The organism is Streptosporangium sp. H16, assembly GCF_051918855.1.
Taxonomy (GTDB): Bacteria; Actinomycetota; Actinomycetes; order Streptosporangiales; family Streptosporangiaceae; genus Streptosporangium.
Genome location: NZ_JBPXMD010000020.1, coordinates 79678 through 101690, shown reverse-complemented (window position 1 = coordinate 101690; position 22013 = coordinate 79678). Strand labels below are relative to the sequence as shown.

The following is a 22013-nucleotide window of genomic DNA, read 5'->3' as shown; positions in this document are numbered from 1 at the left end:
AGATCACACCATTACGGTGAAGGCATGCCGAGGTTCTTGAGGGGCGCCATCCCCAGCCCCAACATCTGGAACACCCCACAGACCTACGAGCTGGAGAACCGGGCGGTGGACCCCGAGGGGCGCGCCGAGGCCGCGATGTCGGCCATCCGGTCGTGGACCGGGGCGACGGTCCTCGACATCGGCTGCGGCACCGGTTACCACCTGCCCGCCCTCGCCGCCACCGCCGCCCGCGTGATCGGCGCGGAACCGCACGAGGACCTCGTCCAGCTGGCCAGGCGCCGCTGCCGTACCCTGCGCAACGTCGAGATCCACGCCGCCACCGCCCAGGCCCTCCCGCTGCCCGACGCCTCCGTGGACGTGGCCATCGCCCGCTGGGCGTACTTCTTCGGTCCCGGGTGCGAGCCCGGCCTGGCCGAGCTCTCCCGGGTGATGCGGCGCGGCGGCGCGGCCTTCGTGATCGACATCGACACCACCCGCGGCGCCTTCGGCCGCTGGTTCGGCCAGTCCATCCCCGCGTACTCGGCCAGGTCCGTCGAGAACTTCTGGAACCGCCAGGGCTGGCAGACGAACAAGCTCGACCTGCGCATGTCCTTCGAGCGCCGCGCCGACCTGGAGGCGGTGCTCCGCATCGAGTTCACCCCCGCGGTCGCCGACCGGGCCATCGCCGAGACCCCCGGCCTGGAGATCGCCTACCCCAACCTGCTGCGCTGGAAGCTGTTCTGAACCTCCCCCGGCCTCCCGCGACACGGTCGTACGGGCGGTGACCTCCGCGGACCGGCCGGGAACAACGGGACGGGCGCTTGACCTTGACGTTGATGTCAAGGTTTATCGTCGTGTCATGGGAGGGCCGGATGCGGATCGGTGAGCTGGCGCGGCGGGCGGGTGTCAGCACCCGGGCGCTGCGCTACTACGAGCAACAGGGGCTGATCACGGCGCGGCGCTCGGCCAACGGCTACCGGGAGTACGGGGAGACGGATCTCAGGCTCGTCTCCGAGATCCGTTCGCTGCTCGCCGTCGGCTTCACCCTGGACGACGCCCGCCCGTTCGTGGACTGCCTGCGGGCCGGTCACGAATCCGGGGGGTCGTGCCCGGAGTCCGTGGCCGTCTACCAGCGCAAGCTGGCGGAGATCGACGACGAGATCCGCGCGCTCCTCACCCGGAGGGCAGAGGTGGCGGCGCAACTGACCACGGCCTGCCCAGGATGCGTACTGAGGAAAGTGGGAAAATCATGATCACATTGACCGCGGAGAACTTCGACGAGCAGGTGCTGCGGAGCGACAAGCCCGTCCTGGTCGACTTCTGGGCCGAGTGGTGCGGGCCGTGCAAGATGATCGCGCCGGTCCTGGCGGAGATCGAGGCCGAGTACGGCGACCGCGTCACGATCGCCAAGCTCAACGCCGACGACTACCCCGAGATCACGGCGAGGTACGGCGTCCTCGGCCTGCCGACGCTCAACCTCTACAAGGACGGCGAGGTCGTGCAGCAGATCAAGGGCGCCAAGCCCAAGCGCCTGCTCCTGGCCGACCTCGAAGGCCACATCTGACCGGGCGCGCGCCGTCCCTCCCTGCGACTTTCACCCGGTACGGCATGCCGTACCGGGTGAAAGTTGTCGGGCCCTGCCGGTAACGTGCGGCCATGGCGAAGAAGGCTGGTGGCTACCGCTGTGCCGAGTGCGGGTGGCAGACGGCCAAGTGGGTGGGGCGCTGCGGCGAGTGCCAGGCCTGGGGCACGGTCGAGGAGGAGACGGCGCCCGCGGGCGCGCGCGTGGCCTCCGCCGGGGCGGTGTCGGCGCCGGCGGTGCCGATCGGCCAGGTCAAGGCCGAGGTGGCGCACGCGCGCGGCACCGGGGTGCCCGAGCTCGACCGGGTCCTCGGCGGCGGCCTCGTCCCCGGGGCCGTGGTGCTGCTCGCCGGCGAGCCCGGCATCGGCAAGTCGACCCTCCTGCTGGAGGCGGCGGCCAAGATCGCCCGGCAGCAGACGGTCCTCTACATCACGGGCGAGGAGTCGGCCGCCCAGGTGCGGATCAGGGCCGACCGGATCGGCGCGATCCAGGACCGCCTCTACCTGGCCGCCGAGACCGACCTGGGCGCGCTGGTCTCGCACGTCGAGAAGGTCCGGCCCGACCTGCTCATCGTCGACTCGGTGCAGACGATCGGCTCCACCCAGGCGACCGGCGTGCCGGGCGGGGTGACCCAGGTCAGGGAGGTCGCGGGAAACCTGGTGCGGCTGGCCAAGGAGCGCGGCATGGCCACCGTGCTGGTCGGCCACGTCACCAAGGAGGGCTCGATCGCCGGCCCCCGGACCCTGGAGCACCTGGTCGACGTCGTGCTCCACTTCGAGGGCGACCGGCACTCCCGGCTCCGCCTGGTCCGCGCGATCAAGAACCGGTACGGCCCGGTCGACGAGGTCGGCTGCTTCGATCTTCACGAGAGCGGCATCGAGGGCATCGCCGACGCCAGCGGCCTGTTCGTCTCCCACCGCACCGACCCGGTGCCCGGCACGTGCGTCACGGTCACCCTGGAGGGCACCCGGCCGCTGCCGGCCGAGGTCCAGGCGCTGGTCGCCAGGACCGAGGCACAGCAGCCGCGCCGCTCCTCCTCGGGGCTCGACACCTACCGGGTGACGATGGTCCTGGCCGTGCTGGAGCGGCGGCTCAACGCCAAGCTGGGCGGGTGCGACGTCTTCACCGCCACCGTCGGGGGGATCAAGCTCAGCGATCCCGCGGTCGACCTGTCGGTGATGCTGGCGGTCGCCAGCGCGGCCGGCGACAAGGCGCTGCCCTCCGGCCTGGTGGTGCTCGGCGAGGTGGGCCTGGCCGGAGAGCTGCGCCCGGTGCGCGACGTGCGGCGCCGCCTGTCGGAGGCCGCCCGGCTGGGCTTCACCCGGGCGCTGGTCCCCGCGGGCTCCCTCGACACGGGCAAGAAGCGCAACGGCGACCACTCCCTGGTCCCCATGGCCGGACGCGGCGCGCCCTTCGCGCCCGGATTCGACGTCGTCGAGGCGGAGAACGTCTGGGATGCCCTCACCCACGTCACCTGAGCACCCGTCACCTGAGCCGCGCCCCGCCCCCGTGGCCGTCACAGGCGCCGTACGGCGCATGGGCCGCAGACCCGCGCCGGTACGCCTCACGGGCACCGCGCGGGCCACCGGAGCCGCGGCCTGCGGCCCCGCGGCGGTGCGGCGCGTCACGGGAGCCGCACGGCGCGTGGCATCCGCCGATTCCGGGCCGCGCGGAGCCTTCGCCGGTAAGCTGACCGTTATACGCAGACCACGGGGGTCATGTGGCAGCAACCTACAAAGGACTCGACGAACGCCGCAGAGCCGTCCTGGCCGCGGTCGCACCGGGCACCGCTCTGCGCGACGGGCTGGAGCGCATTCTCCGCGGGCACACCGGTGGCCTGATCGTGCTGGGATACGACGGCACGGTCGAGGAGATATGCAGCGGCGGCTTCGAGCTTGACGTCGAGTTCTCCGCGACGCGGCTGCGAGAGCTGGCCAAGATGGACGGCGCCATCGTCCTCAACTCCGGCGACCTGCGGATCGTGCGGGCGGCCGTGCACCTGATGCCCGATCCGTCCATCCCCACCGACGAGTCCGGCACCCGGCACCGCACCGCCCAGCGCGTGGCCCTGCAGACGTCGCTGCCGGTCATCTCCCTCAGCAAGTCCATGCGGATCATCGCCCTCTACCTCGACGGCATCCGCTACGTGGTGGAGGAGTCGGCGGTCATCCTGTCCAAGTCCAACCAGGCCCTGGCCACGCTGGAGCGCTACAAGCTCCGCCTGGACGAGGTCTCCGGCACGCTCTCGGCGCTGGAGATCGAGGATCTGGTGACGGTCCGTGACATCGCGGTGGTCGCCCAGCGGCTGGAGATGGTCAGGCGCATCTCCGAGGAGATCGCCGGTTACGTGGTCGAGCTCGGCACTGACGGCCGGCTGCTCTCCCTGCAGCTGGACGAGCTCGTGGCCGGCACGGAGAGCGACCGCGAGCTGATCGTGCGCGACTACCTGCCCGTGGCGGGCCGCCGTCCGCGCAAGTTCGCCGAGGCGCTGCACGAGCTCGACCAGCTCTCCTCCGCCGAGCTGCTCGATCTCTCGGTCGTCGCCCAGATCCTCGGCCACTCGGGCAACGACGCCCTGGAGACCCCGGTGAGTCCCCGGGGTTACCGCCTGCTGGCCAAGGTCCCGCGCCTGCCGAACACGGTGGTCGACCGCCTCGTCGACCAGTTCGGCAGCCTGCAGAAGCTCCTGGCGGCCAGCATCGGCGAGCTCCAGGAGGTGGGCGGGGTGGGTGAGGCCAGGGCCCGCCACATCCGCGAGGGCCTGTCCCGCCTGGCGGAGTCGTCCATCCTGGAACGCTACGTCTGAGGTCCCCGCTCCGGCGGGGACCCTCTCGGGCGGCTATCGGAGGTGGAAGACGGCCTTGCGGCTCCTCAGGCCCGGGGCGTGGACCACCGCGACGTAGGTGCCGGGCAGGGCGGCCGCGCGGTCGGCGGCGCAGTCGTCACCGGAGCGGCGACGGTCCCACACCAGCTCCTTGACGTACGGGATGCCACGTTCGAGCTCGCGGACCCTGGTGGCCTCGCCGCTGACGCAGTCGGAGGACGACCACACGCGGTCGTCGCCGGAGGTGATGCGCACCTCCATGGCGCGCGGCCCGACGTCGGCGGTGCACATCACCTTGCCGACGTTGACGAGGGTGAGGACGAACCGGGGCCGGATGCCCGCCGGGTAGACCGTCCCCTGGCCCTCCATGCTCAGCACGAGCTGCGGGGAGACGCAGGTCTCGCCGGGCCGCCTGGGCCTGGCGGACGCCTTGGCCACCCCCGGCGAGGGCGTCGGGCTCGCGGACGGCGTGGGGATGACCGTCACGGTCGGCAGGACGGCCAGCAGCGGGTCAGGTGTCTCCTGCCGGGCGGCCGAGTTCCGCTCCCTGACGTCGTCCGGCCCGCTCGTCGACGAGCAGGCCCACGCCACGACGGCGACCACCACGAGCACACCGACGAGCGCGGCCATCCGGCGCCGCCAGTAGATGTCGACTCCGATGTCGCTACGGAACGTGTCGGGATCCATACGCTCAGTATGGTTAGTCCTCGCGGGCCACAGCAGGCGACCCGCCGCTTCCGGCCTGTTTCGGCCGCCGGGCACGAGGCGGGGACGGGTGAAGGCAGGTGAAGACGGGCCAAGGGTGCCCGAGGCCGCACTATCGTCGAAAGGTGCCCGAGTCGAACCGCTTACTCGAACCCGTCCTCGGCTGGTACGCCGGCAACGCCCGCGACCTTCCCTGGCGGACGCCCGGCGCCTCCCCCTGGTCGATCCTGGTCAGCGAGATCATGCTGCAGCAGACGCCGGTGGTCAGGGTGCTGCCCGTCTGGACCGAGTGGATGGAACGCTGGCCCACGCCCGCCTCGCTCGCCCGCGAGTCCCCCGGCGAGGCTGTACGCCACTGGGGCCGCCTCGGCTACCCCCGACGGGCACTGAACCTGCACGCGTGCGCCCGCGCGATCACCGACCGGCACGGCGGCGAGGTCCCCACCGACCACGACGCGCTGCTGGCGCTTCCCGGCGTCGGCGAGTACACCGCCGCCGCGGTCGCCAGCTTCGCCTTCCAGGGCCGTCACGCGGTTCTCGACACCAACGTGCGGCGGGTCCTGGCGCGGGCCGTCAGCGGCCAGGAGTATCCGCCGAAGGCCACCACGCCCGCCGAGCGCCGGCTCGCCGCCTCGCTGCTCCCCGACGCCGGCCGCGCCCCCGTCTGGGCGGTCGCCGTCATGGAGCTGGGCGCCCTGGTCTGCACCGCCCGCGCCGCCCGCTGTGCCGACTGCCCGATCAGCGACCTGTGCGCCTGGCGCCTGGCGGGCAAACCGGCCTACGACGGTCCGGCGCGCAAGGGCCAGACGTATGCGGGCACGGACCGCCAGTGCCGTGGCCGCCTCCTCGCGGTGCTGCGCCAGGCCCACGGCGCCGTACCCAAGGAGGCTCTCGACGTGGTCTGGGACGACGCCCCGCAGCGCGAGCGCGCCCTCGACGGCCTGGTGGCGGACGGCCTGGCGGAGGTCCTCGACGACGGCGCCTACCGCCTCCCCGGCTGAAGCGGCGCGGCCCTCTCCTGCCGGACCCGGCGAGTCTCCTGACCGGGCTCGGCGAGATTCCTGACCGGGCCCGGCGAGCGCGGGAGGTCAGGCGGCGAGGCGCAGGCCGAGGGCGGTGAGGCTGGTGCGGGCCCAGTCGAGCTCCTCGGCGATCATGTTGACCAGGGCGCCGGGGCCCCTGGTCCTCAGGGGCACGGCCAGATCGTGGGTCTCCACCTCGATGTGCGCGGTGCCGTTCACCGCGCCGGAGAGCATCGCGGTGAGGGTGTCCTCCAGCACCGGACGGGTGCTGGGCAGCTCCTGGCAGGCGGCGGCCATGTGGTTGTGCACGTGGCCGAGCTTCACCACCGGGGCTCCGGTGTCGGCCAGGCCCCGCAGGGCCGCTCCGGGCTCCTCAGAGCCGCCCGCGAGGTAACAGGCGTCCAGGCAGATCCCCAGATGCTCGGAGTCGATGCCTCCCACCCGGTCGAGGGCCTGCTTGGTGGTCTCCAGCACGCATCCGGGCCACGGCTCGAAGCCGACCCTGATCGTCTTGCCGGTGACGCTGTGCAGCCCGCGCAGCTCGCGGGCGAGGCGCTCCAGCCGTCGCGAGGCGATCGAGTGCAGGTCGGCCGGCCAGTCGCGGCGCCAGCCGATGGGGATGGTGGAGATGCTCCCGAAACGGACGTCCTGCGGGAGCAGGAAGGCCAGGATCTTGGCCAGGGCCATCGTGTAGCGGTAACGCTCGGGCTTGGCCCAGTCGGGGCCGGGGACCTCCTGGTTCCTGCCGCCGGTGCCGTTGAGGCTGACGACCTCCAGGCCGCGCTCCTCGAGGGAGCGGCGCAGGCGCACCAGCTCGATCCTGTCGGCGGTGAGATGGTCGGCGACGCTCGGGGAGAGCCAGAGGCCGACCCCCATGCGCTCCACCCCGAGGCGCTTGCGCACCGGCACCGCGTACCGCGTCAGGTGCGCGATGAGGTTCTCCAGATCCTCGGCGGGGTGCACACCCGCGTTGTAGGCCAGGTGAACGAGCGTCCCGTCCTCGTGCCGTAAACGCATGCGTGCCTCCAAGGCGTGCTTTCCGTGTAAGCGTCCCGGTGGCCCCGCGCCGGTCGTCGACGCCTGCCGGGAACTCGACCCGGTGGTCCGAAGCATCCCGCGCGGGCACCGACCTCCGCGTCACTCCCGGAGCTGATTTCTCGGTACGTCGCTGGGCTGACCTCGATACCGCTCCCAACGCAGTCCGTACAACGTTGAGACCATCTGGGTGGGATCGACCAAACTCGCTCTACAGAGTGTAGTACTACCTGTCGTGGCGAGATACCGTCTTCGGTAACAAATAAGCAGACCCCGCAGTGAGTCTCCTCACTGCGGGGTCTGCTCCCTGCTTGATCAGGCCATGCCCGGCCGGTCCTAGTTCTGGATCGGCTCCGCGATGGCGGCGGCCGAGTCGGGAACCTGGTCGACCGGCGCGTTCTCACCGATGAAGGTGAACTTCGCGTTCTCACCCTCGCCCTCGATGCCGATCTTCACGATCTGGCCGGGACGGAGCTCGCCGTACAGGATCTTCTCGGACAGGGTGTCCTCCAGCTCGCGCTGGATCGTACGGCGGAGCGGGCGGGCGCCCATCACCGGGTCGTAGCCACGGTCGGCCAGCAGCTGCTTGGCCTCCTGCGTGAGCTCCATCCCCATGTCGCGGTCCTTCAGACGCAGGCCCACCTGGGCCAGCATCAGGTCGACGATGCGGATGATCTCCTTCGGCGTGAGCTGGTGGAAGACCACGATGTCGTCGACACGGTTGAGGAACTCCGGCCGGAAGTGCTGCTTGAGCTCCTCCTGGACCTTGGACTTCATCCGGTCGTAGTTGGACTCGGCGTCGTTGTTCTTCGCGAAGCCGACGCCCTGACCCTTGGAGATGTCGCGGGTGCCGAGGTTCGTCGTCATGATGATGACGGTGTTCTTGAAGTCGACCACCCGGCCCTGGGCGTCGGTCAGGCGACCGTCTTCCAGGATCTGCAGCAGCGAGTTGAAGATGTCGGGGTGGGCCTTCTCGATCTCGTCGAACAGGACGACCGAGAACGGCTTGCGCCGCACCTTCTCCGTCAGCTGCCCGCCCTCCTCGTACCCGACGTAGCCGGGAGGCGAGCCGAACAGGCGGGAGACGGTGTGCTTCTCCATGAACTCCGACATGTCCAGCATGATCAGCGCGTCCTCGTCCCCGAACAGGAACTCGGCCAGCGCCTTGGACAGCTCGGTCTTACCGACACCGGACGGGCCGGCGAAGATGAACGAGCCACCCGGACGGCGCGGGTCCTTCAGACCGGCGCGCGTACGGCGGATCGAGCGGGACAGACCCTTGATGGCGTCGTCCTGACCGATGATCCGCTTGTGCAGCTCGTCCTCCATGCGGAGCAGTCGCTGGGACTCCTCCTCGGTGAGCTTGAAGACCGGGATGCCGGTGGCGGTCGCCAGGACCTCGGCGATGAGCTCCTCGGTGACCTCGGCGACGACGTCCATGTCGCCGGCCTTCCACTCCTTCTCGCGGCGCTCGCGCTTGAGCTGGAGCTGCTTCTCCTGGTCACGCAGCGCGGCGGCCTTCTCGAAGTCCTGCGCGTCTATCGCGGACTCCTTGTCGCGCCGCACGTTGGCGATCTTCTCGTCGTACTCGCGGAGGTCCGGCGGCGCGGTCATGCGGCGGATGCGCATGCGCGAGCCGGCCTCGTCGATGAGGTCGATCGCCTTGTCGGGCAGGAACCGGTCGCTGATGTAGCGGTCGGCCAGCTGGGCCGCGGCCACCAGGGCGCCGTCCGTGATGGAGACGCGGTGGTGTGCCTCGTAACGGTCGCGCAGGCCCTTGAGGATCTCGATCGTGTGGCTGAGGCTGGGCTCGGCCACCTGGATCGGCTGGAAGCGCCGCTCGAGCGCCGCGTCCTTCTCCAGGTGCTTGCGGTACTCGTCGAGGGTGGTGGCTCCGATGGTCTGCAGCTCGCCTCGGGCCAGCATCGGCTTCAGGATGCTGGCGGCGTCGATCGCGCCCTCTGCGGCACCCGCGCCGACGAGCGTGTGGAGCTCGTCGATGAACAGGATGATGTCGCCTCGGGTGCGGATCTCCTTGAGGACCTTCTTCAGCCGCTCCTCGAAGTCACCGCGGTAGCGGGAACCCGCCACCAGGGCGCCCAGGTCGAGGGTGTAGAGCTGCTTGTCCTTGAGCGTCTCCGGCACCTCGCCCTTGACGATCTTCTGGGACAGGCCCTCCACGACGGCGGTCTTGCCGACGCCGGGCTCGCCCACCAGGACCGGGTTGTTCTTGGTCCGGCGGGACAGGACCTGCATGACCCGCTCGATTTCCTTCTCCCGGCCGATGACCGGGTCAAGCTTGCCCTCGCGGGCGGCCTGGGTCAGGTTGCGACCGAACTGGTCCAGCACAAGGGAGGTCGACGGTGCGGCCTCGGTCGGACCGCCCGCGGCGGCCGGCTCCTTGCCCTGGTAGCCGTGGAGCAACTGGATGACCTGCTGCCGAACCCGATTGAGGTCGGCTCCCAGCTTCACCAGCACCTGGGCGGCGACGCCCTCGCCCTCACGGATGAGGCCGAGCAAAATGTGCTCGGTGCCGATGTAGTTGTGTCCTAGTTGCAGGGCTTCGCGGAGCGACAGCTCAAGGACCTTCTTGGCACGCGGGGTGAACGGAATGTGCCCCGACGGCGCAGACTGACCCTGGCCGATGATCTCCTCGACCTGCTGACGCACACCTTCAAGACTGATGCCGAGGCTCTCCAGAGCCTTGGCGGCAACGCCTTCACCTTCATGGATCAAGCCAAGAAGAATGTGCTCCGTACCGATGTAGTTGTGGTTGAGCATCCGGGCCTCTTCTTGGGCCAGGACGACAACCCGCCGTGCGCGGTCGGTGAACCTCTCGAACATCTCGTCGCTCCTCACAGAGCGGTCAGGCAGGTCCGGGATATCCGAGCCCTGTCATCCCGCATGGTAGCCCCGACCCGGCGACCGCTCTATGCAGAAGACGTTCCCCGAGAGCAGGGCGTTCACCCTCCATCCAACTACTTACGAGGGGTGGGATGTTCCCGCTACGCCGCAAGCGAACGACGTTTGTCTGTCGGCGAAACGCATCATGCGGTCATGGCCGCCACCGGACCCCACCGTGACCGCCATAACCGCATGATTCACTCGATCCGCTGAACCGATCTAGTGAGCCGCTTCGTACTGCTCGACGATCTTGGAGGCGATTCGACCGCGCTCGCTGACATTGAGGCCGTGAGACTTCGCCCACGCCCGGATGTCGGCGCTCTTCTCTCGCGTGAGCGCCCGCGCTCCGCCTGCACGGCGGCGACGGGGAGCCAGGGCGCCGGACCGACGGGCGCTCTGCACGAAAGGCGACAGGGAGTCACGGAGCTTCTTCGCGTTAACGTCACTCAGGTCAATCTCATAGCTGGTGCCGTCAATCGCGAAGGCGACAGTCTCATTGGCCTCGCCCCCATCGAGGTCGTCGATGAGAATCTCCTGGATCTGCTTGGCCATCTACACAATCCTTTCGCGGGTATTGTTTCATTCGCAAGCTAAACATATACCCGCGATCGAAGAGCGGCAATTCCAGGAGCCCGGCGATTCTCACAGGCTACCGAGACTCGCAGTCGAGCCTCCCGTGGATCAGCTCTTCTGCGACTCCGGGCCGGGTCGTTTTGCCGGACGCCGACCGGCGGCTTCACTCCGAAGTAGCTTGACGACTCCGAAGATGAAGGCCCCGCCGACGATCGCCGGGGGTATCAACGCGGACAATACGTCGTACATTCGTCCTCGCTCCGCACCGTGGTGGCTTTCTGGGGACCATGGAAATGTGGCGACGACTCCCGGGCCGTGCAGGCACGCCCGATCGGTCTGGAACCGCCCACAGATGACCATAGCGCCACCGGCCGGCGACACGCGTCAGCAGGGGCGACCATGTCCGTCTCTCTCCAGCCTAATGCTTCTCTCCAGCCGCCTTACCGGTTGCGGTCGTAAAGCCGTGAGGAAAAACCGACAGGGCGATCAGGTGATCATCACCGTCTCCGTAATACCAATGCCCGCCGGGTTCCCGGCCGCCGCGCCGTCGACCTCCTCGCGCCGAAACCCCTGCTGAGAGGGCCGGCCCGCCGGGACGAACGACACCATGCCATGGAGCCGGAGATCGCCTCGAGCGTGTTCATCACGGGAATGCCCGCCGTCGGTGGAACGCCAGGACGGAGAGCCGCTCGCTTCATCACCCCGGTGTGAGCCGATGTGACGCAAGCGTATGGAACAAGACGGATCTTCAACACTTTCTCGCCAAGAGTACGACCCGCTCCGGCACGGAGTACATAGTCGTAGACCGTATAACCACCAAACACGATGGGCCCCTCGGACAACCCCGCCAACACCACGCGTCCCTGATCCGGATCCGTAAGAAGGCCTTCACCGGCTGTCCCGAACGCGCCGCGGAAGGCGAAGAAGAGAATCCGGCACGGGATCGCCGAGGATGCCGGAGGCACGACGGATCGACCATTCGGTGAGTAGTGCGCGAACCCCCGACGGCGGCGGATCCGGCATTGACGCCTCATAGGAGACCCACGGGCGCCGGTGAGCCCGTTGTGGGCACCGTACGCGAATATTCCGACGAGCGGGGCGAGACTCGGTCATAAGTTCCCCCGCGTTGCTCAGGGCGCGGCAAATGGTTTTGCCCTTCCGTGACCCGGACCCCGAGACCCATACGAGGTCCCTAAGACCCCTCGTTTTCTCGCCTGTACGTGAAAACGGGGCCGGCGGTTCAACCGCCGGCCCCGTTATTCGGAGAACTACTTGATCTTGACGACGACCGTCTCGGCCACCTTGTCGTGCAGTGCCTGCTGCAGGGGCTTGTCCCACAGCAGCCACAACACGTTCACGAGACTGAAGATGTAGACGACGTAGTTCAGGAACGGCACCCAGGTCAGGAACTGCGGACCGTAAAGCACGCCGGCGCGCTTGAGCGCGACGTCGGAGCTGAGCCCGCCGGGCGGCAGTGCGCTGCCGACCGGCACGACCTTGATGCCCATGACCATCTTGCCAACGGTCTGCCCGCCCCTGCTGATCATGAAGAACTCGTAGGCGAAGTAGATCCCCGAGGTGACCAGCGAGATGAGGAGGGTCGAGAGGAACAGGCCGCTCGCCTCCGTGACCTCGCCCGTCTCGCTGTTGAAACTGGGGAACGTCACGAGCAGGCCGGTCAGCACCGCGCTGATGATGAACGTCGGGATCGCCAGGATGACCCCGTCGACGATCCTCGCCACCAGGCGCTGCCACCACTCGGCGAGCGGGGCGGGGGCCCCGGGAGGACCGCCGTACGGCTGGCCGTAGCCCTGCTGCCCGTACGCGGGCTGCTGGTGGCCGTAGCCCTGCTGCCCGTAGTCGGGCTGCTGGCCGTAACCGGGCTGCTGGCCGTACTGCTGCTGTTGCCCGTAGTCGGGCTGCTGGCCGTAACCGGGCTGGGGCGGCTGCTGGCCGTAGCCGGGCTGCTGCCCGTACGCGCCGGTCCCGCCCTGCTGGCCGTACTGCTGCTGTTGCCCGTAGTCGGGCTGCTGGCCGTAACCGGGCTGGGGCGGCTGCTGGCCGTAGCCGGGCTGCTGCCCGTACGCGCCGGTCCCGCCCTGCTGGCCGTACCCCTGCTGCTGACCGTAGCCCTGCTGCTCGTGGGAGGACTGCTGGCCGTAGCCTGGCTGCTGCCCGTACGCGCCGGTCCCGCCCTGCTGGCCGTACCCCTGCTGCTGGCCGTAGCCCTGCTGCCCGTAGTCGGGCTGCTGACCATAACCCTGCTGCTGGCCGTAGCCGGGCTGCTGGCCGTACCCCTGCTGCCCGTAGCCCTGCTGACCGTATCCGGGCTGGCTCTGCCCTGGGCCGGTGTTCGGCTGTGAGGCCTCCGACCGATACCCCACGACTGTCACGTCGGGGTCGAGTTCGCCAGGGGCTCGACCCGCGTTGTGCTGTCCGTAATCCGGCTGCCCCGACGGTGTGCGATCGCGGTCGGGATCATCCTGTGGATACGGCGGCTGTCCGGTGCTCACCGCGTCACCTCACTTAGACTGCGCATGTGGCAAATGTCAGACGCACATGCATGCTGCTGCACAAGGTATCGACATAGGTATCAACAGTCACCTTTCCGATCAGTCAGCTCCAAAGTCACCAGAGTCGGGCTCACGTGTCAGGTGCAGCAGCATCCGGGTGTTTCCCAAGGTGTTGGGCTTGACGTGTTCCAGATCGAGGAACTCCGCCACACCCTCGTCATAGGAGGCGAGAAGTTCGGCGTAGACCTCCGGGGCGACGGGCGTGCCCTGGATTTCCCGGAATCCGTGCCGGCCGAAGAAGTCGACCTCGAAGGTCAGGCAGAAGACCCGGCGCAGGCCCAGCTCGGCGGCCGTGCGAATGAGCGCGGAGACGATCCGGTGGCCGATTCCCATCCCCCTGCGGGTCGGATCGACGGCGACGGTGCGGATCTCGGCCAGATCCTCCCAGAGGACGTGGAGTGCCCCGCAGCCGATCACCTCCCCCTCCCCGTCGGTGGCGACCCAGAACTCCTGGACGTCCTCGTACAGGGTGACGGTGGCCTTCTCCAGCAGGCGCGGGCCGACACCGCCGTAGGTGTCGACGAGCCGCCTGATGGCCCGCACGTCCGGGGTGCGGGCGCGGCGGACAGCGACCTCGGAGACCTCGGAGACCTCGGGGCCCGTCCCCGGGCCGGGCGAACCCCGCTCCGCCCCCGCGGATTCGGCGCGCCGCTCCCCGTCGCCGGAGGCGCGAATGGCCGGCACGGGAGAATGCTCAGCAAGCTGCTCCATGACCGTTCAGCGTACGTCCTCACGGGTCTTCAATTACGGCTCATCCTTAACTCGCAGCTCGCAGACCACACATGACCCTTGGCGATCGCATTACCACTCTCGGTGTGCGGCACCTCTCGTGTGCCACAACTCACCTTTGGCACGGTCCCGGAGCTGGGAAGACCTCGGCCACACCCGTCGCACGGGAAGCAAAGGCAGCGTAATGGCCATGTTGATCATTTTGAGGTGTGATCTTTTCGTGACACCTCAGTTGCGAAACCTCTACTGAATTCGCAGTTCTGGTTGAGCAGGAACCACAGGTGCACTAATCTCCGTGCTCGATGTCAGAGACGTAAAAAGCCTGACCCGCCGAATCCCTCACAGGGGAACCGGGGACCCACCACGTCCTCCGGGGTGAATCCGAGTGCCACCGGCGCACCCGGTAGGGCTGCCTCCGGCCCGAACCCGTCAGCTAACCCGGTAGGCGGCCGAGAGAGGAGCCCGTTGGTGAAGCGCACGCGCGACCGCGGAGGAAAGCACGCGGGCCACGAGACCCGCTGCCGAGAACGCGCGCCGCGAGGGCTGCGCCGTCGCATGGCGGTCGTCGGCCTGGCATTCGCCACCCTGACCCTCGGCACCCCGCTCGTGGCGGCCACCGCGGACCCCGAGCCCAGCCTCCAGCAGCTGGCCAAGCAGGCCGAGAAGCTGCACGAGGAGATCGGCATCCTCGCGGAGCGCTACAACGGCGAGCGGGTCAAGCTCAAGCAGGCCCAGCGGGCCGCCGAGAGTGCCAAGAAGACCCTCGCGTCGAGCGAGTCCGAGCTGGCGGCCCGTCGCACCAAGGCCACCCTCCTGGCACAGAGCACCTACATGTCGGGCGGCCTGAACTCCGGGCTCGCCTTCACCCAGGCCACCGACCCCGACACCTTCCTCGACCAGGCCACCACCAACTACGCGCTCCAGCAGCAGCAGAGCGAGGAGGTCGCCCAGGTGAGCCGGGCGATCGAGGCCGCCGAGCGGGCCCAGGCCAGTGCCAAGGCCAGGACGGCGGAGGTCAAGAAGATCCTGGCGGAGATCGACGGCAACCGGACCAAGATCGAGCGGTTGGTCGACCGGGTCGAGAGCGACCTGTTCAGCGAGGTGCGCACCAGGGCCGTCAGCAACAGGGGCGCCCGGGTGAAGACGAACGTGCCCATCGTCGGCAGCGGCAAGGCCGCGGAGGCCACCCGCTGGGCCCTCACCCAGCAGCTGAAGCCGTACGTCTGGGGCGCCGAGGGGCCCAACTCCTTCGACTGCTCCGGCCTGGTCATGTGGGCCTACCAGAAGGTCGGCATCAGCCTGCCGCACTACACCGGCGACCAGTGGACCGCGGGCACCCACGTCTCCAGGAAAGAGCTGCGCCCCGGCGACCTGGTCTTCTTCTACAGCGACCTGCACCACGTCGGGATCTACATCGGCGCGGGCCTGATGGTCCACGCCCCCCGGACGGGTGACGTCGTCCACATCGCCACGATCGACAACCGGCCCTTCGCCGGAGGCGTCCGCATCGCCGCCTGAACCGGCGTCGACGACCGGGGCCGCGCACGGCCGAACCGGGTCCCGGGCGTACCCCGGATACCGTGCAGGGGTCCGCGGGCGTGTCCGGCCCGCACGCGTGTCCGGCCCGACCTGCCGGACACGCGGCGGTGCGTCAGATCAGACGGCGGCGGGCCGCCCAGGCCACGGCCTCGATCGCCGTGGCGACGCCGATGCGGTCGCAGATGCCCCTGAGCCTGCGCCTGACCGTCCGGCCGCTGATGTCGAGGCGACGCCCCACCCGATCGACCGTGACACCCTTGGCGAGCTCGGCCAGCAGCACAAGGTCGTCGTCGCTGAGACCGATATCGCTCATGCCCAGGGGGCTGTCGCCATGGCGAGAATCCACTTCTGGATATGCCATCAAGAGTCACTCCCCCCACTCTGGAAACCGGGTGCGAGACGCCGGAAATGAATACCGTCCGCCAGGAACGGTAAACGCCTTGTTCAAAGGTCGTCAAGTTCCACTCTTCATAGCGTGCGTCCAGTATTGACATAGCAGGCGCTACGTGAAGTACTCATGATATGTCAGTGCCTTTGCGGCTATGTCATGATCGAGCCCAGGCACGAGCCGGCAGGCATCCCTGGCTGCGGCGACCGAGGTCCTGGCAGAACAAGATTTCGCCGGAACCGCCGCCCCGCCGGGCACCTCGAAGCCGTCCGCTCGGGGATCCGGCCCGTCCGCATTTCTCGGAAAAAATTGATCTCTTCCCGACGAGCATGTCCTCACCACCTTGACGGCACACCACGGATAACACGGAAATATGAGGGTCAAGAGCGGAGCTTTGCGGCATTCGCGAAGTGCCACGTGGTGACGACGGAACATCCGGGCGATATTGGACCTACTGGAAATGGATTTCTGCACCATACGGAAATGCGTCCAATATTGCGCGGGGCCATGGGCCCAACGGCCGTTTCCACCGGCCGGGTTCGCCCGGGGGGCCTCGGCCGCCTCCGCGGGGAACCGCCCTGATCCGTGAAGGTCCGTGAGGGTCCGTGAGGATCTATGCGGGCGCTTCGCCCCGGCGCCTCGGGGCGCTCGCGCGGGGAACGGGCCGGAGACGATCGGGGAACCGCTCCGCCGCGCCCCGGCCGCGCGGCTCCTGCTCCGGCTCGCGTCCACCGGCGCGTGACGGCCCGGGACGCCGGTCGGCGGAGGGGACGGTGACGGCGCCGCCCGGCGCGGCCGACCAGGCTCTCAGGCCCTTTCCGAGCCCGGCTCCCCACGCGATCCCGGCCGGATCCCGCCCCTGTCCCGAGCGGTGACCGGGGCCGCCGTCCGGCCTCGTCCCCGGCGCGCGCACGGCCGGGAACCGGCCGCGCACGGCCGGGAGCCCGCCGTCGCCGCCCGGGAACCCTCCGCCGCCGCTCGCCGTCGTCAGGAGGCGACACCGCCCCTCGTGGCGGTGGCACCGGGCCGCGGTGCCCGGCCCGGTGCACCGTACGGGGAGAACGTCCTCACCCGCCGCCCGCCGGGTTCAGCCGGTCGGCTTGACCAGCGGGAACAGGATGGTCTCGCGGATGTTCTTACCGGTGAAGGCCATGACGAGGCGGTCGATGCCGAGCCCCATGCCGCCGGTGGGCGGCATCGCATATTCCAGGGCCGTGAGGAAGTCCTCGTCAAGCTGCATGGCCTCGACGTCGCCGCCCGCGGCGAGCAGGGACTGCTCGGTGAGGCGGCGGCGCTGCTCGACCGGGTCGACCAGCTCCGAGTAGCCGGTGCCCAGCTCGGTGCCGAAGCCGATCAGGTCCCACTTCTCGGTGAGGAGCGGGTTGTCCCGGTGGGTGCGGGCCAGCGGGGAGGTCTCCAGCGGGTAGTCCATGACGAACGTGGGCTGGACGAGCGTGTGCTCGACGAGGGCCTCGAAGATCTCCTGGACGAGTTTGCCCTGACCCCACTTGGCGTCCCAGTGGATCTCCCGCGCGTCCGCGAGCTTGCGGACGCGCTCCAGGGGCGTCTCGGTGGTGACCTCCTCGCCCAGCGCCTCGGAGACCGACCCGTACAGGGTGATCCGCGGCCACTTCGCCAGACCGAGGTCGATCTCCTGGCCCTGGTGGACGACCACGGAGTGGCCGAGTGCGGCCAGCACGGCCCTCTGGATCATCCGCTGGGTCAGGTCGGCGATGTCGTTGTAGTCGAGATACGTGCCGTACGCCTCCAGCATCGTGAACTCGGGGTTGTGGGTGGAGTCCGCGCCCTCGTTGCGGAAGTTGCGGTTGATCTCGAAGACCTTCTCCAGGCCGCCGACCACCAGCCGCTTGAGGTAGAGCTCGATCGCGATGCGGAGGTAGAGCTCCATGTCGTACGCGTTGATGTGGGTCTTGAAGGGCCTGGCCGTGGCTCCGCCGTGGATCGGCTGGAGCATCGGCGTCTCGACCTCCAGGTAGCCCTCCTCGTGCCAGAAGTCGCGGACGGCCCGGACCACGGCGCTGCGGGTGCGGGCCATCTTCCTGGCCTCGTCGTTGACGATGAGGTCGACGTAGCGCTGGCGGACCCGCGCCTCGGGGTCGGTGAGCCCGGCGTGCTTCTCCGGCAGCGGGCGCAGGCACTTCGACGTGATCGCCCAGCGGTCGGCGAGGATGGACAGCTCGCCCCTGCGGGAGGTGATGACCTCGCCCTCGATGCCCACGTGGTCGCCGAGGTCGACGTCGCGCTTCCACGCGGCCAGGGACTCCTCGCCCACCCTGTCCAGGGAGACCATGACCTGGAGGTCGCCTGAGCCGTCGCGGAGGGTGGCGAAGCAGAGCTTGCCGCCGGTCCTGGACAGCATCACCCGGCCGGTGACGCCCACTTTGTCGCCCGTCGCGGTGTCAGCGGAGAGATCAGCGTATTTCTGGCGGATCTCGGCGTTGGTCGCGGTGCGCGGGAAGTTCACCGGGTAGGGGTCGACGTTCTCGGAACGGAGGCGGTCGAGCTTCTCCCGGCGCACGCGCATCTGCTCGGGCAGATCCTCGGCGGGATTCGTCACGTCATCGGTCACAGTTCCAAAGGGTACCGATGTGGCGAACCTCATGAGTTCGCCGGTCGTGCGGCGCGGAAGCCCATCCTGCGGCGCGGAAGCCCGTCACACGGTGCGGAAGCCCGTCGCGCGGCGCGGGAACCGGTCGCGCGGCACGGGGGAGGGACGCCTCCTCCGTGCCGCGGCGCCCTCAGGGGGCGTTGCGATGGTAGATCAGCCGCAGGCCGATCAGCGTGAGCCAGGGTTCGTGCATGTCGATCGAGCGCGCCTCGCTGACCACGAGCGGCGCCGCGCTGCCGGTGGCGACCACGGTGACGTCGTCGGGGTCGACGGCGAGCTCGGCCGCCATCCGCTCGACGATCCCGTCGACCTGACCGGCGAAGCCGTAGATGATGCCGGCCTGGAGCGCCTCGACGGTGTTCTTCGCGATCACCGAGCGGGGGCGGATCAGCTCCACCTTGTGCAGCTGCGCCCCGGCCGCGGCGAGCGCGTCCACCGAGATCTCGATCCCGGGGGCGGTCACCGCGCCGACGTACTCCCCCTTGGCGGAGACGGCGTCGAAGGAGGTGGCGGTCCCGAAGTCGACGATGACGCACGGCCCGCCGTACAACTGGATGGCCGCCAGCGCGTTGACGATGCGGTCGCTGCCGACCTCCTTCGGGTTGTCCATCCGGACCGGCACCCCGGTGCGGACGCCGGGCTCGACGATCACCGCGTTCACGTCGCCGTAGTAGCGGCGGCACATCTCGCGCATCTCGTTGAGCACCGAGGGGACGGTGGAGCAGATCACGATGCCGTTGACGTCGGCGCCCTTGAGCAGCGGCGACTGCCCGAGCAGCCCCTGGAGCACGACGGCGATCTCGTCCGCCGTGCGCCGGGCGTCCGTGGCGATCCGCCAGTGCTCGATGACGTCCTCGCCCTCGAAGAGCCCGAGAACGGTGTGAGTGTTGCCGACGTCGATGGCAAGCAGCATCAATTCCCCCGAAGGTCCAAGGCGATGTCCAGCGCCGGCGCCGAGTGCGTGAGCGCGCCCACGGCAAGGTAGTCAACACCTGTTTCGGCCACGTCACGAGCGACCTGGAGGGTCAGTCCCCCGCTGGACTCCAGCCGTGCCCTGCCGGCGACCAGCCGTACGGCCCGCGCCAGCTCCTCGACGGTGAAATTGTCCAACAGGATCTCCTCCGCTCCCTCGGCCAGCACCGGCTCGATCTGGTCGATCCGGTCGACCTCGACCTCGATCGGCAGACCGGGGTAGGCGTCGCGGACCGCACGGAACGCCTCGGCGACCCCGCCCGAGGCCACCACGTGATTGTCCTTGATCAGCGCGGCGTCCGAAAGCGACATCCGGTGATTGGTTCCGCCGCCGCACCGGACGGCGTACTTCTCCAGGGCGCGCAGTCCGGGCAGCGTCTTGCGGCTGTCCCTGATCCGGGCCCCGGTCCCCTCGACGGCCAGGACCCAGCGGCCGGTGAGGGTCGCGATGCCGGACAGGTGGGTGAGCAGGTTGAGCGCGGTGCGCTCGGCGGTCAGCAGGTCCCGGGTGGGACCGGTGACGGTCATCAGCACGTCGCCCCTGGCGACACGCTCGCCGTCCTTGACCTTGCGCTCGGCCACCAGCCGGCCCTGGCCGAGGTGGGCGAACGCACCCTCGGCCACGACCAGCCCCGCGACCACGCCGTCCTCGCGGGCCACCACGTCGGCGGTGGCGGTCTGGTCGGCGGGGATGGTGGCGAGGCTGGTGACGTCGCCCGCCTCCTGCAGGTCCTCGGCCGCGGCGGCCTCCAGGATCGCGGCCACCACCGCCGGGTCCAGGCCCGCCTCGACCAGGTCGTTCTCCACCTGGGACGGCAGGGCGGTCGCGCGCCGCCCGTGCGGTACGTATGTCATGGCGGGTCCCTCCGCGGTCAGGGTGGTGTCGAGGTGGCCCAGCCACCAGTCGTCGTCGCGCTCGGGAAAGTCCTCACGCCAGTGCGAGCCCCGGGTCTCCCGGCGTTCGCGGGCGGCCGCCACGAGCGCGGAGGCGACCGTCAGCAGGTTGGTGGTCTCCCAGGACTCGGTGCACGGCTCCACCGCCACCGGGGTCCACCTGAGGTTCAGCAGGGCCCTGGCGACCTCGCCCAGGGACTCCTCGCCGCGCAGCACGCTCGCCCCCCGGCTCATGTGCCCCTGGATCCTGGTCCGGGCCCTGGGGTCGATCAGGCCGGTGGGCCGGTCGTCGGGGGCCGGCTCGCCCGCGACCGGCAGCGTCGCGCTCTTGCCGCGGGCGGCCCGTACCGCGTGGATGTCGGCGGCGATGCGCCCGGCGAAGACCAGGCCTTCGAGCAGGGAGTTGGAGGCCAGCCGGTTGGCGCCGTGCACGCCGGTGCACGCGACCTCGCCGCACGCGTACAGGCCGGGCACGCTGGTACGGCCGCGCAGGTCGGCGCGGACGCCGCCGCTGGCGTAGTGGGCGGCGGGCGCGACGGGGACGAGCTGGGTGACCGGGTCGATGCCGTGCTCCAGGCAGACCGCGTGGATCGTCGGGAAGCGGGTGCGCCACTTCTCCTCGCCGAAGTGGCGGGCGTCGAGATAGACGTGGTCGGCGCCGGTGGCGCGCATCCGCCGCATGATCGCCTTGGCCACGACGTCGCGGGGGGCGAGGTCGGCGAGCTCGTGGACGCCCTCCATGAACCGGGTGCCGTCCGCGTCGACCAGTACGGCTCCCTCGCCCCTGACCGCCTCGGAGATCAGCGGCTGCTGGCCGGTGGAGTGCTCGCCGAGCCAGAGGACGGTCGGGTGGAACTGGACGAACTCCAGGTCCCTGACGACGGCGCCCGCGCGCAGCGCGAGCGCCACCCCGTCGCCGGTGGAGACGACGGGGTTGGTGGTGGCGGCGTAGACCTGTCCCATGCCGCCGGTGGCCAGCACCACGGCCCCCGCCGTGACCGCGCCCACCCCGTCGCGCTCGCCCTCGCCCATGACGTGCAGGGTCACTCCCGCGGTACGGCCCTCGGCGTCCTTGAGGAGGTCGAGGACGAGCGCGTGCTCGATCACCTCGATCCCCGACTCCGCGACGGCCTGGACGAGTGCCCGCTGCACCTCGGCCCCGGTGGCGTCGCCGCCCGCGTGCACGATGCGGTCGCGCCGGTGGCCGCCCTCCCTGGTGAGCTGGAGCGCCCCCGAGGCGTCGGTGTCAAACCGGGCGCCCACCGCGATCAGGCCGCGCAGCGCGCCGGGCCCCTCGGTCACCAGGGTCCGGACGGCCTCCTCGTCGCAGAGTCCGACTCCGGCGACGAGCGTGTCCGACAGGTGTTCCTCGGGGGTGTCCCGCGGGTCGAGCACGGCGGCGATGCCGCCCTGTGCCCAGCGGGTCGAGCCGGACGACAGGACGTCCTTGGTGACGACCAGGACCTTCGCCCCGGGGTCGAGGGCGACGTACCGCAGCGCCAGGGTGAGGCCGGCGACGCCGGAGCCCACCACGACCACGTCCGCCCGGACCGTCCAGCCCGGAGGCGGGGCGGTCAACCTCTGGGGAATGGCCGGGATGCTCATAGCCGCCTCCTCGCGGGGTTCATTAGAGGCCGTTGATTTCGTCAGTGTGACGATAACGCG

At 69.7% G+C, this 22013-nt stretch carries 17 protein-coding genes and 1 riboswitch; of the genes, 7 read left to right on the top strand and 10 right to left on the bottom strand.

The features are described from left to right. Positions 1 to 24 precede the first annotated feature (24 nt). From ACTOQ2_RS29130 to disA, 5 genes are all read left to right on the top strand, one after another. Positions 25 to 723 (top strand): class I SAM-dependent methyltransferase, encoded by a 699-nt coding sequence (locus tag ACTOQ2_RS29130; RefSeq protein ID WP_440086724.1) that lies wholly within the window; start codon positions 25 to 27, stop codon positions 721 to 723. Between the two features lie 128 nt (positions 724 to 851). Further along, entirely contained in the window at positions 852 to 1232 is a 381-nt protein-coding gene (locus ACTOQ2_RS29125; protein ID WP_440103970.1) for a MerR family transcriptional regulator, read from the top strand. Beyond that, entirely contained in the window at positions 1229 to 1543 is a 315-nt protein-coding gene (gene trxA / locus ACTOQ2_RS29120; protein ID WP_440103831.1) for a thioredoxin, read from the top strand. Before ACTOQ2_RS29125 ends, trxA begins: the two co-directional genes overlap by 4 nt. Positions 1544 to 1635: 92 nt before the next feature. Then, positions 1636 to 3039 (top strand): DNA repair protein RadA, encoded by a 1404-nt coding sequence (gene radA / locus ACTOQ2_RS29115; protein ID WP_440071342.1) that lies wholly within the window; start codon positions 1636 to 1638, stop codon positions 3037 to 3039. A 242-nt stretch (positions 3040 to 3281) separates the two neighbouring features. Beyond that, complete coding sequence (disA, locus tag ACTOQ2_RS29110) at positions 3282 to 4367, top strand: DNA integrity scanning diadenylate cyclase DisA (RefSeq protein ID WP_440103829.1); 1086 nt, start codon at positions 3282 to 3284, stop codon at positions 4365 to 4367. 33 nt (positions 4368 to 4400) lie between these two features. Here the strand turns inward: disA and ACTOQ2_RS29105 are convergent, their stop codons facing one another. Continuing rightward, complete coding sequence (locus ACTOQ2_RS29105; RefSeq protein WP_440103827.1) at positions 4401 to 5072, bottom strand: hypothetical protein; 672 nt, start codon at positions 5070 to 5072, stop codon at positions 4401 to 4403. A gap of 143 nt (positions 5073 to 5215) precedes the next feature. Between ACTOQ2_RS29105 and ACTOQ2_RS29100 the strand changes: the two genes are divergently transcribed. After that, the gene (locus tag ACTOQ2_RS29100; protein WP_440103825.1) at positions 5216 to 6091 is read left to right on the top strand and encodes an A/G-specific adenine glycosylase; all 876 of its coding nucleotides are present in this window, start codon (positions 5216 to 5218) and stop codon (positions 6089 to 6091) included. An 87-nt stretch (positions 6092 to 6178) separates the two neighbouring features. Here the strand turns inward: ACTOQ2_RS29100 and ACTOQ2_RS29095 are convergent, their stop codons facing one another. The 5 genes from ACTOQ2_RS29095 to ACTOQ2_RS29075 all read right to left on the bottom strand — a co-directional run bounded on the left by ACTOQ2_RS29095 (position 6179) and on the right by ACTOQ2_RS29075 (position 13908). Continuing rightward, entirely contained in the window at positions 6179 to 7129 is a 951-nt protein-coding gene (locus tag ACTOQ2_RS29095; RefSeq protein ID WP_362695265.1) for a TIM barrel protein, read from the bottom strand. A 354-nt stretch (positions 7130 to 7483) separates the two neighbouring features. Further along, complete coding sequence (locus ACTOQ2_RS29090; RefSeq protein WP_344744009.1) at positions 7484 to 9991, bottom strand: ATP-dependent Clp protease ATP-binding subunit; 2508 nt, start codon at positions 9989 to 9991, stop codon at positions 7484 to 7486. Positions 9992 to 10270: 279 nt separating this feature from the next. After that, positions 10271 to 10603, bottom strand: a complete 333-nt coding sequence (locus tag ACTOQ2_RS29085; protein ID WP_012895497.1) for a histone-like nucleoid-structuring protein Lsr2 — start codon at positions 10601 to 10603, stop codon at positions 10271 to 10273. A gap of 1289 nt (positions 10604 to 11892) precedes the next feature. Continuing rightward, positions 11893 to 13008, bottom strand: coding sequence for an RDD family protein (locus ACTOQ2_RS29080; RefSeq protein WP_440103823.1), 1116 nt, complete (start codon positions 13006 to 13008; stop codon positions 11893 to 11895). A 228-nt stretch (positions 13009 to 13236) separates the two neighbouring features. Then, positions 13237 to 13908 (bottom strand): amino-acid N-acetyltransferase, encoded by a 672-nt coding sequence (locus tag ACTOQ2_RS29075; RefSeq protein WP_440103821.1) that lies wholly within the window; start codon positions 13906 to 13908, stop codon positions 13237 to 13239. A 336-nt stretch (positions 13909 to 14244) separates the two neighbouring features. Further along, positions 14245 to 14389: riboswitch (cyclic di-AMP (ydaO/yuaA leader) on the top strand. Between the two features lie 5 nt (positions 14390 to 14394). Between ACTOQ2_RS29075 and ACTOQ2_RS29070 the strand changes: the two genes are divergently transcribed. After that, positions 14395 to 15444: an NlpC/P60 family protein gene (locus ACTOQ2_RS29070; protein ID WP_440103819.1), complete on the top strand. Its 1050-nt coding sequence runs from the start codon at positions 14395 to 14397 to the stop codon at positions 15442 to 15444. Between the two features lie 133 nt (positions 15445 to 15577). Here ACTOQ2_RS29070 and ACTOQ2_RS29065 read toward each other — a convergent pair whose 3' ends face one another. From ACTOQ2_RS29065 to ACTOQ2_RS29050, 4 genes are all read right to left on the bottom strand, one after another. Then, positions 15578 to 15778 carry a LuxR C-terminal-related transcriptional regulator gene (locus ACTOQ2_RS29065; RefSeq protein WP_030905642.1) on the bottom strand — a complete coding sequence of 67 codons (201 nt, stop codon included), beginning with the start codon at positions 15776 to 15778 and terminating at the stop codon, positions 15578 to 15580. 1162 nt (positions 15779 to 16940) lie between these two features. Then, entirely contained in the window at positions 16941 to 18398 is a 1458-nt protein-coding gene (lysX, locus tag ACTOQ2_RS29060; RefSeq protein ID WP_440103968.1) for a bifunctional lysylphosphatidylglycerol synthetase/lysine--tRNA ligase LysX, read from the bottom strand. A 214-nt stretch (positions 18399 to 18612) separates the two neighbouring features. Further along, positions 18613 to 19395 carry a type III pantothenate kinase gene (locus ACTOQ2_RS29055; RefSeq protein WP_350972521.1) on the bottom strand — a complete coding sequence of 261 codons (783 nt, stop codon included), beginning with the start codon at positions 19393 to 19395 and terminating at the stop codon, positions 18613 to 18615. Then, positions 19395 to 21953: an L-aspartate oxidase gene (locus tag ACTOQ2_RS29050; protein ID WP_440103817.1), complete on the bottom strand. Its 2559-nt coding sequence runs from the start codon at positions 21951 to 21953 to the stop codon at positions 19395 to 19397. The genes ACTOQ2_RS29055 and ACTOQ2_RS29050 overlap by 1 nt, the downstream gene beginning before the upstream one ends. Positions 21954 to 22013 lie beyond the last annotated feature (60 nt).

Coding starts and splice junctions, on each gene's coding strand:
- ACTOQ2_RS29130 (WP_440086724.1), top strand. CDS start 25: ATGCCGAGGTTCTTGAGGGGCGCCATCCCCAGCCCCAACATCTGGAAC.
- ACTOQ2_RS29125 (WP_440103970.1), top strand. CDS start 852: ATGCGGATCGGTGAGCTGGCGCGGCGGGCGGGTGTCAGCACCCGGGCG.
- trxA (WP_440103831.1), top strand. CDS start 1,229: ATGATCACATTGACCGCGGAGAACTTCGACGAGCAGGTGCTGCGGAGC.
- radA (WP_440071342.1), top strand. CDS start 1,636: ATGGCGAAGAAGGCTGGTGGCTACCGCTGTGCCGAGTGCGGGTGGCAG.
- ACTOQ2_RS29105 (WP_440103827.1), bottom strand. CDS start 5,072: ATGGATCCCGACACGTTCCGTAGCGACATCGGAGTCGACATCTACTGG.
- ACTOQ2_RS29095 (WP_362695265.1), bottom strand. CDS start 7,129: ATGCGTTTACGGCACGAGGACGGGACGCTCGTTCACCTGGCCTACAAC.
- ACTOQ2_RS29090 (WP_344744009.1), bottom strand. CDS start 9,991: ATGTTCGAGAGGTTCACCGACCGCGCACGGCGGGTTGTCGTCCTGGCC.
- ACTOQ2_RS29085 (WP_012895497.1), bottom strand. CDS start 10,603: ATGGCCAAGCAGATCCAGGAGATTCTCATCGACGACCTCGATGGGGGC.
- ACTOQ2_RS29075 (WP_440103821.1), bottom strand. CDS start 13,908: ATGGAGCAGCTTGCTGAGCATTCTCCCGTGCCGGCCATTCGCGCCTCC.
- ACTOQ2_RS29065 (WP_030905642.1), bottom strand. CDS start 15,778: ATGAGCGATATCGGTCTCAGCGACGACGACCTTGTGCTGCTGGCCGAG.
- lysX (WP_440103968.1), bottom strand. CDS start 18,398: ATGCGCGTGCGCCGGGAGAAGCTCGACCGCCTCCGTTCCGAGAACGTC.
- ACTOQ2_RS29055 (WP_350972521.1), bottom strand. CDS start 19,395: ATGCTGCTTGCCATCGACGTCGGCAACACTCACACCGTTCTCGGGCTC.
- ACTOQ2_RS29050 (WP_440103817.1), bottom strand. CDS start 21,953: ATGAGCATCCCGGCCATTCCCCAGAGGTTGACCGCCCCGCCTCCGGGC.